This window comes from Rossellomorea sp. LJF3 (genome assembly GCF_037046045.1).
Taxonomy (GTDB): domain Bacteria; phylum Bacillota; class Bacilli; order Bacillales; family Bacillaceae_B; genus Rossellomorea.
On record NZ_JBANLY010000005.1, the window covers coordinates 163,646 to 176,573 of the forward strand.

The following is a 12,928-nucleotide window of genomic DNA, read 5'->3' on the forward strand; positions in this document are numbered from 1 at the left end:
CTGTTTCCCCTTTATACAAAAAATAGTGGAATATTCCTAGAAAAATATTTTTCTGCGAATGACATAGATAAGGGTAGAAATTCACCTCTAATTTTGTATATATCGACATTATTAAACACTAAATATTTCAAATTTACTGATAATTACCATTTTTTTCATTGTCAAGCTTCCTTTTTTTTACTAGACTACTAATTAGCCGCCGGGGCCAAAAGAAATAGCTATTTCCAAAATCTATGATCAAAAGGGGAAATTGTAATTATGTCGAAAAAGAAATTAGTCAGTTTAGCACTAGGTACTTCTCTTGTATTCAGCGCCTCCTTTACGGGTGCTTCCGCATTCGCCCAGTCATCAGATTCTATTACTTCGAAAATGGACATCCATCAAAAGGTCATGAACATAGATAAAAAAGGGCCGAGCTTCTTATCTGGGAAACTATCAAAAGGTATTGTAAAGAACGACAAAGACGTGAAAGCGTTCTTGAAGGAAAATAAAGAGCTATTCGCCATCGATCCACATTCTGAACTGACATTACTTGAAAAGACGACAGATGATCTTGGAATGTCTCACTATCGGTTCACTCAATCAGTGGACGGTGTTCCTGTTGAAGGAGCCATCTTCATTGTCCATACAAATAAAAACAATGAAGTGACCGCTACGACGGGTCAGCTTTTTAAAGAAGCTTCTAAAAAAGTAACCAAGACAAAATCAAAAATCAATCAAAAATCCGCGACAGATCTTGCATGGAAGCATATCGGCCTATCAAAAGCCGACACCTTGAAAGGTGCTCAAAACGAGTTCGCCATTGATGCGAAGAAAGACAGTAAAGTTGAAAACACAACTGAAAAAAATGATCTCGTGATTCATGAGAAGGATGGAAAGTTCACGCTTGCTTATAAAGTGCAACTTCAATTCATCGAGCCTTATGGAGCGAACTGGCAGATTTATGTGGATGCCAAAGACGGATCGATTGTCGAAGCTTTCAATGCTGTGACAGATGCAGCGACAACTGGAAGCGGTTACGGGGTTTTAGATGACTATAAAACGCTTAATACTTATTCTTCAAACGGAACTTATTACTTATTTGATGTGACGAAGCCTATGAACGGTGTCATTGAAACCTTTACGGCTCAAAATGGATCAAGTCTTCCAGGGTACTATTCCGTTGACAGCAATAACTCATGGACTGCTTATTCGCAGGCGGCTGACGTTGATGCCCATGCATATGCGGGTAAAGTCTATGACTATTATAAAAACACACATAACCGAAACAGTTTCGACAACAACGGAGCGACCATCCGTTCCACTGTCCACTATGGGTACAATTACAATAACGCTTTCTGGAATGGTTCCCAAATGGTCTATGGTGACGGGGATGGATCTACTTTCACTTCCCTATCAGGCGCATTGGATGTCGTGGCCCATGAGCTGACACATGCCGTGACGGAACGCACTGCCGGATTACAATATCAATATCAATCCGGGGCCCTGAACGAATCATTCTCTGATGTGTTTGGATACTTCTTGGATCCCGGCGATTACCTGATGGGTGAAGATGTGTACACCCCTGGTACCTCGGGAGATGCTCTGCGCAGTCTTTCAAACCCATCTAAATACGGACAACCGGAACATATGAATAACTATGTGAACACTTCTTCCGATAACGGTGGTGTTCATACAAACTCCGGTATCCCGAATAAAGCGGCTTATAACACGATCTCAAGCATCGGGAAAGCCAAAGCAGAAAAAATCTACTATCGTGCACTGACTGTTTACTTAACACCAACTAGTAATTTCAGTTATGCACGTGCCGCCCTTCTTCAATCAGCAGCTGACCTGTACGGAAGTGGAAGCTCCACTTACAACTCCGTTAAAGCAGCATGGGATGCTGTCGGGGTTTATTAAGACCCTATCCAGTTAGCAGACAAAAAGCCGTCCTACCCGGGACGGCTTTTTGTCCTTTATACGAATCTCAGAAAATACTTCACCAACCTCCCCTTTCATCCGATATAATGAATATAGGTAATATGTCATAGTGTCGGTCCTTTATGAAGGAGGGATGAACATGTTAGAGCTTTTATTCATCAACGTATGTATCTTAATATCCTTTTTATATTTTGCCGGGATTGTGTTGAGAAATCCACGGAAATCACCGATTCCAATGAATGTATTGATTGGATCCTTCTCCGGGGTTCTTGGGTTGGCTCTCATGTATTTTGCCATTCCCTTGGATCACAATAGTATAGTGGACCTGAGGCATTTAGCCATCGTGACCACAGCCGTCTATATCGGCTGGATTCCTGCCCTTCTTTCAGCCTTCATCATCACAGTGGCCAGAACAATCATGTTCGGTGTAACGCAGGAAGCGATTGTGGCTGCAATGGGTATGTTGGTTACCGGGATCACCTGCAGCGTATTAAGCTTTCTCCCTTACCGGAGATTAGTAAAGATTCAGATTCTGAACCTGGCCGCCCTGATGATCATATTCATCTCGTTACAAAACAACATGGGGTTCTTGAATACATTGAAGATCATTCCCTATCATACGATTACTTCTATCCTGGTCGGCTTTATCGCTTATTTTATTGCCGAGCAGATCAAACGTTCAAATGAACAATATCATCAACTGGAACAGAACGCGACGAAAGATTTCCTCACCAGTCTCAATAACGTCCGACAATTCGATGCAAGTTATAATCAAGCTTTGAAGCATGCCCAGGAAAGACATGAAAAACTGTCCCTGCTGCTCATCGATATTGATCATTTCAAAAATGTGAATGATACGTTTGGTCACCACGCAGGGGATGAAGTGCTAAAAGGACTCGGAAAGGTATTGTCCCACCATTCCAGGTCTTTCGATATCGTATCCAGAAATGGAGGGGAAGAATTCAGTATCCTTTTGATCGACTGTCCACACAGCCACGGGATGGTCATTGCGGAAAGACTTCGGGAAGCAGTGGAACGACACTCCTTTATGATTACTGAAGAGCAGTCGATACACATTACGATATCCGTTGGAGTATCCACCTACCCGGATACTGTTTCACCTGCGGGGGAAGAGATTTTTGAACAAGCAGATAAAGCCCTCTACCTCGCTAAGCGTACAGGTCGGAATAAAGTTTGCGATTTCAACATGGTTCAAGCCGTTCCATGATCATAATCGACAGGATTCAACATCATTTCCTGGGAAAAGATGTTGAATCCTGTCAATAACCATATTTCAGCTATTCCCTCCGTTCAAACGGCAGCGTCATACACCTGATCCCGCCCCCGCCTTTTTCAAGTTCATTCACATCCACTTCAATCAATCTCTTTCCTTTTAAAGACGGATGATCCTTTAATATGCTCTTATTGGCCTTCGTGCTGATCAAGAGGGTTTCCGGGTCCAGATTCAGAAAATTGATATCCGCGACCGTATGCTTTATGTCATCTGTCCATAATACGTCAAAACCCTGACGCTTGATGAACTCCTCCATCATCACGTACCGTCCCCCCTTTTCAGAGACGATCTGGACAGGGAACAGCCTCATATAGCTTTTGGCAATGAGGAGATTACCCCCTGCAACATTGCAATTCATATCCAAATGCATCGTTTCACCCGTCCGGGGTAAGTCGATGATCCCGATTTCCGAAAACCCCGCCTGAAAGATCCTCCCCTTCAATGCTTCTATGCTTTCGATGCTTGATCTAAGGCCTGTATTAATGAAAACAGTGTCCCTGTTCAACACAAATACATCCCCATTCTCCAATGCCTTCAATCGGTTATTATCCCCAATGGAAAACGTCTTCTCATCGAACCAGGTTTGAAATAGTTCATGACTGTGAACATACTCGGGGGCCCTCATCGTCGTGCCCGCATCACCCGGAATCACCGTATTTCCGTACACACAGGCGAGATCCCTTACAAAAACACGGTTGATGAGCTGTTGATTCAAGTCCCCCACCTCATCTGTAAGGTGATCGGAGTAATCAATGACCGTTACCCCCACGTTCTCCATGGCTCTCTTCATCTCTTCATGGTTTTCCTTTGCTTTCTCCTGGTTTACCGGCTTCTCCCACCCAACATAATCCGCCGTTCTTTGATCCGGTACATCCACTGATGAAGGCGAGCATACCATCACCGTCTTCAATTCTCCATGTTCGTTCCAGCAATTCGGATGAATCTTTTCCATCAGCTGAGCCTCCTCCACTTCATTCTCCCTTACTTTCTCCTTTCTCATAAAAAATCATTCCGTGCCCATTCACATATTTCAGAAGGTTCAACGTCAAACTATGAAGGATAAAGGTCAGGTGAAAAGATATGAGCAAATGTACGAATCAGACAAATCTCACGTGGTGGCAGCTCTCTTTCATCGGGGTGGGCTGCATCATCGGAACCGGTTATTTCCTGGGCTCTGCCATTCCGATTCAAAAAGCGGGAGCCTCTGTGCTCATTGCCTATTTAGTTGCCGGGATCGGAACTTGGATGGTGTTCCAGGCACTTGCTAAACTGACGGCACAGCACCCGGAAAAAGGTTCATTCCGGACATATGCTAAACAAGCTTACGGTTCCTGGGCAGGATTCAGTAATGGATGGGTGTATTGGTCGGCAGAAATGTTGATCATGGGAAGCCAGTTAACCGCTCTCGCCCTCTTCGCTCAATTTTGGTTCCCACAGATCCCTCTTTGGATATTCACAGCCGGATTTGCCTGCCTTGGGTTGGTCATCATCCTGATGGGAGTCCGGAAAGTGGAACAAATGGAGAATGTGTTCGGAGTGATGAAAGCCGCTGCCATCATCATGTTCATTATCATTGCCGGTGCCGCCTTGTTTGGCTGGCTCGGGGACGGGTCTTCGGGGCGGGGTCTTCCTTCCCCCTTAAAGGAAATTCTTCCTCATGAGGGGAAAGGCTTATGGCTCGCCCTTCTTTTTGCCTTCTATGGATTTGGGGGAATTGAAGTGATGGGTCTGATGGCCAGGGAACTGAAGGATCCTAAGGATGCTCCGAAGTCAGGGAACATCATGCTTTTGATTTTGACGGTCCTTTATATACTTTCCTTCTATCTCGTCTTAAAGCTGGTACCGCTAAACAGGATCAATCCTAATGAGAGTCCCTTTTTGACCGCCCTTGATCAGTACAGCATTCCGTGGGTCCCCCACCTATTCAATGCCGTGTTGATCATTGCCGGGTTTTCTACCATGGTCGCTTCTTTATACGCCGTCACCACGATGCTTGTGGCTCTGGCCGAAGAAGGCGATGCCCCCCGTATTTTCGCCAAAAAAGGAAAAACGGAGGTCCCGCTCCCCGCATTCGGCTTGACTACTCTCGTCGTTGCTCTATCCATTGTCGTCGCCATGCTGCTTCCGGATAAACTCTTTGAATATATCACAACCGCTGCAGGGCTGATGCTTCTTTATACGTGGCTTTTCATTCTTGCTTCCTTTCATAAACTTATGAGCCGGACAGCCTGGGATCTGACTAGATCTCTCATTGCCCTGCTTCTCATTCTGTTTGCCATCAGCGGCACTCTTCTTGACGGAGTGAGCCGAGTCGGTTTTTTTGTCAGTCTTGGATTCATCTTCTTGATTGCAGTGGCTGCCTTCATAAAAGAAAAAAGAGTTAAAGCCTGATGCCTTAACTCTTGATCTTCTTATGCATATGGGAAAAGGGACATTTGCTCATGGAAGAATCATCGTCGCTGAGATAATATTGCTTCCACTCATAATTGTCTTCCTGTCCGTACCATTTCAGGCTGGGATGAGGATCGACCTCATCATATTCAACGAGCCGCTTTCGTATGACCTTCTTTAATTTCTGACCGAATGTCGTAGATGAATTGATTTCGTCAAATACCCACCGGGGCTGAAAGGCGAGAAGAAAATAAGGAAAGTGACGACTCTTTCGGACGATGTGAGCAGGAGTCGCGCAGAAGGAAAAATAAGGTTCCCCGTCAAAGCAAAACTCCCAAGTATGATCATGGGGATCCTTTCCGATATCATCTGGCCAAGGGGTATCATCGAGTCTGTGTACCCGATTTAACAAGTCCCAGAAAATCTGTTGATACGATTCAACGGAACCCTCGATATCCTCTGATTGAAAGAACACGACAAGAGATGCATACTTCCCTGTATCCCTTGAAATACCTCCGTATTGCTTTAATAAAGAGACCAGCTTATCCGTCGCTTCATCCTTTCTCGGATCTTCTGCAAAACCGAAGCGCAAAGTATCTGTTTGAAAGCCTTGTTTACCCGGTACGCACGGATACGGGTGCTCTTCATCACACATCAGGTCCGAGAAGTGGAGATAGGCAGATTGCTGCCAGGGAGTAAGTTCCTCCAGGTGTTGATCGATCCAACTTTTTGTATATAACATGTAGCCGATCCCTCCTAACGATTACTCATCTATCCTATTAGGAGGGCGCCCATTGGGTGTCTGTCTAACCAAACAATATACGACAGGCCTCTACGCCGAAATAAATCCCAAATCCCATCAGGACGATACCCGATACGATGGAAATGATCCTCAGGATGAGGGGACTCACCAGCTTCCTTGCCCCCGTCGCGACAAAAGCCATTGTCACATCCCACAGGGTGATGCCCAGGAATATCCCCAGACTATACAAGAAAAGCTGCGAGGATTCATATGACCTGGACGTCTGTGCAAGAATCGATCCATAAATTCCAAGCCAGAACAAAATGCTTAACGGATTTGAAATCGCCATAAAGAAACCCGTACGGAACGATTTCCCTTTCGACTCATTCTGCGATTGAGGTGAAGAGGATGTGAGGGTTCCCGACTTTTGTATGCTTTCAATCCCCGTATACGTCAAAATAAAAAAGCCAAAGATCCATAAACCTAATTTAATGAACGGTATATCAATGAATTGAGCCAGTCCAAAATAAATCAGGAGCATAAAGATCCCGTCCGCCACCATCCCCCCGACTCCAACAAGCCAGGCATGTATGAAACCGAAGCGGATCCCCTTGTCCAATTGAGCGGCATTGATCGGTCCCATAGGGGCAGAAAGGGATAACCCTAAAACGATATAGCTAATAAATATACTCATAACCGTACCACCTTCAAATTGACTTCTCCCTATTGTATTCGGACAGGCGGGGAAGTATTAGGCCAATCACAATGAGGCATACATAATTTTATTTTGAGGGGTTATTCTAATCATCGAAGCCAATAGAGGAGGAATATGTATGAATAACCAAGGTCAATCCAATGGGAGGCCGCAGCCCGGCGCTCAAATGCCACCGAATATGATGAACACCCAAAGTCAGAACCATGGGGGGCATGAGCTATTTGATGCACATGAAGTCATCGCAGGGATCATCAGCATGCTGGATCAATATCAAATGTATGATCAACACATTCAGGATCCGGAATTGAAGGATATCGTCAAGCGCCAGACCGACTTCGTGACGACTATGTATAATACCATTGTAGGAAGTTTCTCGACCGGACAGGACCCCATCATCCCGACGCAACAATACCAAATGACCCAAAGCCATACGACCACTTATGGTATCAAACCCGGTGCACCCAAAAAACCGAATCAATCCGTCCAGGAGCTTTCGGATAAGGGCTTGTCCGCATATATGCTGGGTCAGACGAAATCACTGGCCACACTCCTTGCCATGACGGCTCTTGAGATGACGAACCCCGTGCTGCGCCGAGTTGTTGCAGACAGTGTACCGAATTTCATTGAAATGAGTTATGAAATTTTCCTTTACCAAAATAAGCACGGGTATTATCAGGTTCCTCAATTGAATGGGCAGGATATGACCCTCATGCTGCAGAGCTATACGACTGTCCCGCAGCAAAACCTGCCTCAATGATCTTAATTCACAGCCTGCATCTTCATGGATGCAGGCTTTCTTGATGTGACCTCATTGAACCACTTTTCCCCTGGCACCATAGAATAGAATGATAAGGTGAAAATAGGAGGTCTGATACCAATGATCCACACCGTCAAGACTGGAGAAACTCTTAATCAGATATCAAGGGATTTCAGGACCCCACTGCCTGACATCCTGAAAGCCAATCCCGGCATCGATCCGGATCAGCTATACCCGGGACAGACGATCACCATCCCCGGAATTCCCGATACTACCGGGAATCCGTACAGAATTCAAGTGTCTGTCAACAATCGGATTCTCCGATTATTTAAAGATGGTTCTCAAGTGAAAGAGTTCCCCATTGCAGTCGGAAGGATCCTTTTCGAAACGCCCATTGGCGAATTCATCATCATCAATAAAGCACCGGACCCAGGGGGACCCTTTGGCACGATGTGGATGAGTTTATCCAAAGAAAGCTATGGGATCCACGGGACGAATAACCCCGCTTCCATAGGAAATGCCGTGTCCAAAGGATGCATCCGGATGTACAATAAAGACGTGGAAGAGCTGTCAAACATCGTACCGATCGGGACCCCGGTATCCATCACCCCATAAAGAAAAAAGTGTATAGAGCGAACTATACACTTCTTCCCATTATAAAATCGCCCTTTTGGATTCGATATAATCCAACCCGAAGTGCATATGAAGGATTCTTGCAGCCTTTTCGACATCGGTGCGATCGACAATGGCGCTCAGTCCCACTGATGATTCCCATACGGACACCTTCCCTATATGGTAATCATGGAAGACATTCGTGACCTTTTCTTTTACTTCCCCTGAAGACTGGATAGTTCCAATCACACACACCTTCGATACATCTTCCCTAATGTCAAAATGGGAGTAAGCCTGGTTATATTTCCTGACGATTTTTTTCACCTGGGGAACATCCTGATCTTTGATGATAAGGACCAGCCCTTGTCGGTGTCTGATTCTTTCTGTTTCGATATGGTGGGAATCAAGATCATAAAGGATCAAGGATTCCCCTCCATCACAGCCATGGATCGTAAGGACGGAGATCTCTTCCTGGAGGGCTACTCCCACGATGCTATCATTTCTTTGGACTTTCCCGCTGATGACGGTTCCCCGCCCCTCTTTTAGACTGGAACGGACGATCATAGGTACTCCATGTTCCTTGGCGTGTTTAATCGCTCTCGGATGGAGGACATTGGCTCCCATCATGGCAAACCGGAGCATGTCAGTATAGGACAGGCCATCGATCTTGGCAGCCCGGGGGACCACTCTCGGATCGGAGGTATACACCCCATCCACATCCGTATAAATGTCGCATCGATCCGCATTCAGGGCTGAAGCCAGTGCAGCAGCCGACGTATCTGATCCACCCCTGCCTAAAGTGGTGAGCTCCCCCTCTTCGGTGACCCCTTGAAACCCGGCCACCACAACGATTCGCCCAGCGGATAACTCCTCTTTTATCCTCCCTGTATCAATGGAAGAGATCTTTGCATTGCCGAACACTGCATCGGTCCGGATCCCCGCCTGCCGACCTGTCAGGGACACGGCCTCCATCCCTCTGTAGTGAAGGGCCATGGTCAGAAGGGAAATCGTGACCTGCTCCCCTGTAGCGAGGAGCATATCCATTTCTCTTTTACCGGGATAATCAGAAAGTTCCCCCGCCAGTTTCACAAGGGTGTCCGTCGTATTGGCCATCGCGGATACGACAACCACGACATCATTCCCCTTTTCTTTTTCCTTCAAGATTTGACCGGCCACCCGCTTCATGCGATCCGTAGAACCTACAGAGGTTCCACCAAATTTCTGAACAATGATACCCAAGTGATCCCCCTACTTTCTATCAGATCTATTTTCTGCTTTCCCTAAATGCGTCATGAAACAGCTATTCCTTCCTTCACTTCATTTTCAAGAGGAATTTCGTTTAGAATCGATACAGCCTGAATGTGTTCATGTGATTGAAGAAGGGAATCCAATTCTTCTTTTCTTCCTTCGACAAAGACGTAAAGGTCATTTCCAAGCTGAATGCGGTCCTTTAAGGTGAACGGTGTAATCCAGCTTTGATACTCCTCCTTTTCCTTGAAGCGCAGGACCCATTGCCTGATGCTTTCTCCTTGGGTATCTTCGCTCGTCACCGTCTTTTCAGGAGAAACGGTGTATTTCCCCTCTATCAGGGAGAGAAAATCCTCCACCATGGCACTTCCCGTCGGAAATTTCCCCGCTCCAGGACCCAGCAGTGTGATCCTCCCTACCAGACTCCCTTTCAGTGAAATCGCATTTTCCACATCCTCCACCCCGTAAAAGGGATGGCTGTCGTGGACAAGGATCGGTTCCACTCCCCCTTTGATGCGATTGAATCCGTCCCGTTCCAGTGATCCCACATGCTTAAAGCGCAAACGGAAGGACTCGGCTGCCTGCAGCCATTCAGCCGTCAAGTGTGTGATCCCTTTCCGCCTGATATCCTTCCAGTCCGGCTGCCTGCCAAAGGCGGTCTGACTTAAAATCAGAAGCTTATAAAAGGCATCATATCCCTCTATGTCGCTGGTCGGATCCGCTTCGGCATATCCCTTCTCTTGAGCCTGCTTTAGAGCAGTGTCAAAGGAAAGCCCCTTTTTCCTCATTTGGGATAGAATGAAGTTGGATGTCCCATTCAATATTCCTTGAATGCTTCTGATTCCATTTACCTTCAGGAGCTGACGGATGGTGCCGATGACCGGGATCCCTCCAGCCGTGGTCGCTTCGAAACCAAGGGACACCCCATTATTGGAAGCTTTCTTCAGAAGCTCGGGGCCGTATTTTGCGAACATGGCTTTATTGGCCGTTATGACGTGAATCCCTTTCTCGATTGCTTGTGTTACATACGTATAAGTCGGTTCTTCTCCTACTATGGCTTCAAAGATCGCATGAAGGTCAGGTATGTCGAGAATGTCTTTATAATCGGTCGTAATCCTTATGGACGGATCGATTTCCCTTTGCTTAGAGGGATCCTTGATGAGGATTGCCCTTATTTTCACCTCTTTACCGAGTACTTCTTTCAATCTTTCCTGATGAGTATCAATGGCTTCATAGACCCCTTGACCAACTGTTCCAAAGCCCAGAAGCGCAACATTTATCGCTGACATCATTCAGCCTCCTTTTTTCCCGTTTTACCTGCACATACGATTCCTTTCTGAAGGCGTGGTGGAAAGAAAGAGGGTATACAGAAAAGCCCTCTTCTTGTAAGAAGAGGGCTAATGGATCATGCTCCTCCCCTTATCTTCCAGATCCACTTGGAATCTGTAGGAATTGGCACCTTTACAGACTGATCCTGCAGGTTGCCGGGCTTCATCGGGCCTATCCCTCCGCCGCTCTTGATAAGAGATATAACGTTATGTTTTCACTTGATATTTGAGTATGAATTGGATTATATAGGGGATTCACTCCCTCGTCAATAGAATTTTTGTTATTTTTTAAAAATTCTTTCTACTAAAACCTGATGGGACATTTCCGATGGGTTTAGTTTGGAATACTCCTATTTCTATTAATCTTTTTGGTTAAAGGAAGTTTTAACCGAGGTAGAGAGGGAAAACTAACCCATATCCATTTACTAGAAAGGACACGTTTCGATCATGTTGAAAAAGATCCTCCCCTTATCCATTCAAAAATATTTGCTCATGTCAAAACGGCAGCGCATGCATGAAATCCGGCTCACCATTTGGTATATGCCCTTTATATACATATGCCTGTCCTTGCTCATGGTCGCCATTACCCTCTATTTAGATCTCTATCTGGAAGTGTCACAGTATACGTTTGATATGTTAAGTATGGATGCTTCGGTCACCCGCATACTGGTCAGCACGCTCATAGGGGGCATCTTGACACTCAGTGCTTTTACTCTCAATTCCCTGCTCGTCGTGCTGACGATGTTCAGCGGGCAGTTTTCACCCAGGATGCTATTGGATTTCATTTCGGACAAACAGACGCAGCACGCCCTCGGCATTTTCAACGGAAGTTTCGTTTATGTGCTCCTCCTTTTCCTTTTTATCGGAAGTTCAAAGAAGGAAATGTTTGTCGCTGCCCCGGTCATGACGATCGCACTGGCGTTCCTGTCAGCCCTTACGTTCATCTTTTTCATTAACCATGCATCGACGTGGATGCAGGTCCATAATATTACGTACAATATGAAGCAGGTTTCGGAAGTGATGATCAACCAGACGCTGAAGAAGGACTTGGAAGCTCACCGTACCGCTGATAGTGGGGATATCATGGAGGAAGAGAAAAGGAATATCATTCACGTGACTTCCAGAGGCTCTGGATATATACAATTGGTCGATTTTCAGGGGATGATCCGACGTGCACACGAAGAAAATGTTGTCCTTCAGCTTCATTACAAAGTCGGGGATTTCGTACTCGCCGGGAATGAACTGATGAGCATATGGGGGCCCGAAACGGACCATATCTCCACTGATTCATACCTTTCATTCATTGAGATGGGTCACAAAGAGACCGAAATCCAGGATCTGCAGATGGGGATCCACAAACTTGCAGAAGTGGCGATTAAATCACTGGGGAATGACGATCCCAAAACCGCTTCTAACACCATCCACCAAATGGCCGATCTGATGCTGACGGTGGAGGATCAATTATCCTTCAGTCCCTATCTGATCGATCATCACAACAGGATTCGCGTCATTCTTCAATCAGAGCCGTTCGACTACTACCTTTACCGGGGATTCGGTTATATTCGACACTACGCTAAAGACAATCATTTAATCATAACGGAAATCGTGGGGGCACTGGCCCTTCTCGCTGAATCCATTCAACCGTCGAAGCATAAGGATCTGTGGGAATTCGCCTGTAATACCATTGATCATATTGAAAGAGAGATCATCTATAAACTGGATAAAAGCTTTCTCCTGCAAGAAGTCCATAAGCTGGCACGGCTTACCCGCAACCTTGGGGAGTATGAGAAAATCAAAGCTAAATTCTACCCGGCAGCCAACGAAAATACGTAAAAAGCTTCTTCCCTTTCTTTCTGGGAGGAAGTTTTTTCTTTGCATAATGTCGATCATGGAGGTGTTTTCTTCTTGGGCAAGTTAC

The 12,928-nt window shown here is 45.8% G+C and carries 11 protein-coding genes and 1 riboswitch; of the genes, 6 read left to right on the forward strand and 5 right to left on the reverse strand.

The window, feature by feature from the left end; genetic code table 11:
- Positions 1 to 258: 258 nt before the first annotated feature.
- Positions 259 to 1,902: a M4 family metallopeptidase gene (locus V8G47_RS07660; protein ID WP_336199586.1), complete on the forward strand. Its 1,644-nt coding sequence runs from the start codon at positions 259 to 261 to the stop codon at positions 1,900 to 1,902.
- A gap of 160 nt (positions 1,903 to 2,062) precedes the next feature.
- Positions 2,063 to 3,151 carry a GGDEF domain-containing protein gene (locus V8G47_RS07665; protein WP_336199587.1) on the forward strand — a complete coding sequence of 363 codons (1,089 nt, stop codon included), beginning with the start codon at positions 2,063 to 2,065 and terminating at the stop codon, positions 3,149 to 3,151.
- 70 nt (positions 3,152 to 3,221) lie between these two features.
- Here the strand turns inward: V8G47_RS07665 and V8G47_RS07670 are convergent, their stop codons facing one another.
- Entirely contained in the window at positions 3,222 to 4,169 is a 948-nt protein-coding gene (locus V8G47_RS07670; protein WP_336199588.1) for an arginine deiminase family protein, read from the reverse strand.
- Between the two features lie 128 nt (positions 4,170 to 4,297).
- Here V8G47_RS07670 and V8G47_RS07675 point away from each other — a divergent pair, with 128 nt between their 5' ends.
- Positions 4,298 to 5,608 carry an amino acid permease gene (locus V8G47_RS07675; protein WP_336199589.1) on the forward strand — a complete coding sequence of 437 codons (1,311 nt, stop codon included), beginning with the start codon at positions 4,298 to 4,300 and terminating at the stop codon, positions 5,606 to 5,608.
- A 4-nt stretch (positions 5,609 to 5,612) separates the two neighbouring features.
- On the opposite strand, the gene V8G47_RS07680 is transcribed toward V8G47_RS07675, so the two are convergent.
- Together V8G47_RS07680 and V8G47_RS07685 are read right to left on the reverse strand one after the other, a co-directional pair.
- Positions 5,613 to 6,350: a YqcI/YcgG family protein gene (locus V8G47_RS07680; RefSeq protein WP_336199590.1), complete on the reverse strand. Its 738-nt coding sequence runs from the start codon at positions 6,348 to 6,350 to the stop codon at positions 5,613 to 5,615.
- A gap of 64 nt (positions 6,351 to 6,414) precedes the next feature.
- The gene (locus tag V8G47_RS07685; protein WP_336199591.1) at positions 6,415 to 7,044 is read right to left on the reverse strand and encodes a LysE family transporter; all 630 of its coding nucleotides are present in this window, start codon (positions 7,042 to 7,044) and stop codon (positions 6,415 to 6,417) included.
- 139 nt (positions 7,045 to 7,183) lie between these two features.
- Here V8G47_RS07685 and V8G47_RS07690 point away from each other — a divergent pair, with 139 nt between their 5' ends.
- Positions 7,184 to 7,822 (forward strand): spore coat protein, encoded by a 639-nt coding sequence (locus V8G47_RS07690; protein WP_442970808.1) that lies wholly within the window; start codon positions 7,184 to 7,186, stop codon positions 7,820 to 7,822.
- A gap of 120 nt (positions 7,823 to 7,942) precedes the next feature.
- On the forward strand, positions 7,943 to 8,437 hold the full coding sequence (locus V8G47_RS07695; protein WP_336199592.1) for a L,D-transpeptidase family protein: 495 nt from the start codon (positions 7,943 to 7,945) through the stop codon (positions 8,435 to 8,437).
- A gap of 39 nt (positions 8,438 to 8,476) precedes the next feature.
- On the opposite strand, the gene V8G47_RS07700 is transcribed toward V8G47_RS07695, so the two are convergent.
- Both V8G47_RS07700 and V8G47_RS07705 read right to left on the reverse strand, forming a co-directional pair.
- Positions 8,477 to 9,673, reverse strand: a complete 1,197-nt coding sequence (locus tag V8G47_RS07700) for an aspartate kinase (RefSeq protein ID WP_336199593.1) — start codon at positions 9,671 to 9,673, stop codon at positions 8,477 to 8,479.
- 50 nt (positions 9,674 to 9,723) lie between these two features.
- Positions 9,724 to 10,971, reverse strand: a complete 1,248-nt coding sequence (locus V8G47_RS07705; RefSeq protein ID WP_336199594.1) for a homoserine dehydrogenase — start codon at positions 10,969 to 10,971, stop codon at positions 9,724 to 9,726.
- A 127-nt stretch (positions 10,972 to 11,098) separates the two neighbouring features.
- Positions 11,099 to 11,209: riboswitch (SAM riboswitch) on the reverse strand.
- 293 nt (positions 11,210 to 11,502) lie between these two features.
- On the opposite strand from V8G47_RS07705, the gene V8G47_RS07710 reads away from it, so the two are divergent.
- Complete coding sequence (locus V8G47_RS07710) at positions 11,503 to 12,843, forward strand: DUF2254 domain-containing protein (RefSeq protein ID WP_336199595.1); 1,341 nt, start codon at positions 11,503 to 11,505, stop codon at positions 12,841 to 12,843.
- The last annotated feature ends 85 nt before the right edge of the window (positions 12,844 to 12,928 follow it).

Coding starts and splice junctions, on each gene's coding strand:
- V8G47_RS07685 (WP_336199591.1), bottom strand. CDS start 7,044: ATGAGTATATTTATTAGCTATATCGTTTTAGGGTTATCCCTTTCTGCC.
- V8G47_RS07665 (WP_336199587.1), top strand. CDS start 2,063: ATGTTAGAGCTTTTATTCATCAACGTATGTATCTTAATATCCTTTTTA.
- V8G47_RS07695 (WP_336199592.1), top strand. CDS start 7,943: ATGATCCACACCGTCAAGACTGGAGAAACTCTTAATCAGATATCAAGG.
- V8G47_RS07690 (WP_442970808.1), top strand. CDS start 7,184: ATGAATAACCAAGGTCAATCCAATGGGAGGCCGCAGCCCGGCGCTCAA.
- V8G47_RS07705 (WP_336199594.1), bottom strand. CDS start 10,971: ATGTCAGCGATAAATGTTGCGCTTCTGGGCTTTGGAACAGTTGGTCAA.
- V8G47_RS07710 (WP_336199595.1), top strand. CDS start 11,503: ATGTCAAAACGGCAGCGCATGCATGAAATCCGGCTCACCATTTGGTAT.
- V8G47_RS07675 (WP_336199589.1), top strand. CDS start 4,298: ATGAGCAAATGTACGAATCAGACAAATCTCACGTGGTGGCAGCTCTCT.
- V8G47_RS07670 (WP_336199588.1), bottom strand. CDS start 4,169: ATGGAAAAGATTCATCCGAATTGCTGGAACGAACATGGAGAATTGAAG.
- V8G47_RS07680 (WP_336199590.1), bottom strand. CDS start 6,350: ATGTTATATACAAAAAGTTGGATCGATCAACACCTGGAGGAACTTACT.
- V8G47_RS07660 (WP_336199586.1), top strand. CDS start 259: ATGTCGAAAAAGAAATTAGTCAGTTTAGCACTAGGTACTTCTCTTGTA.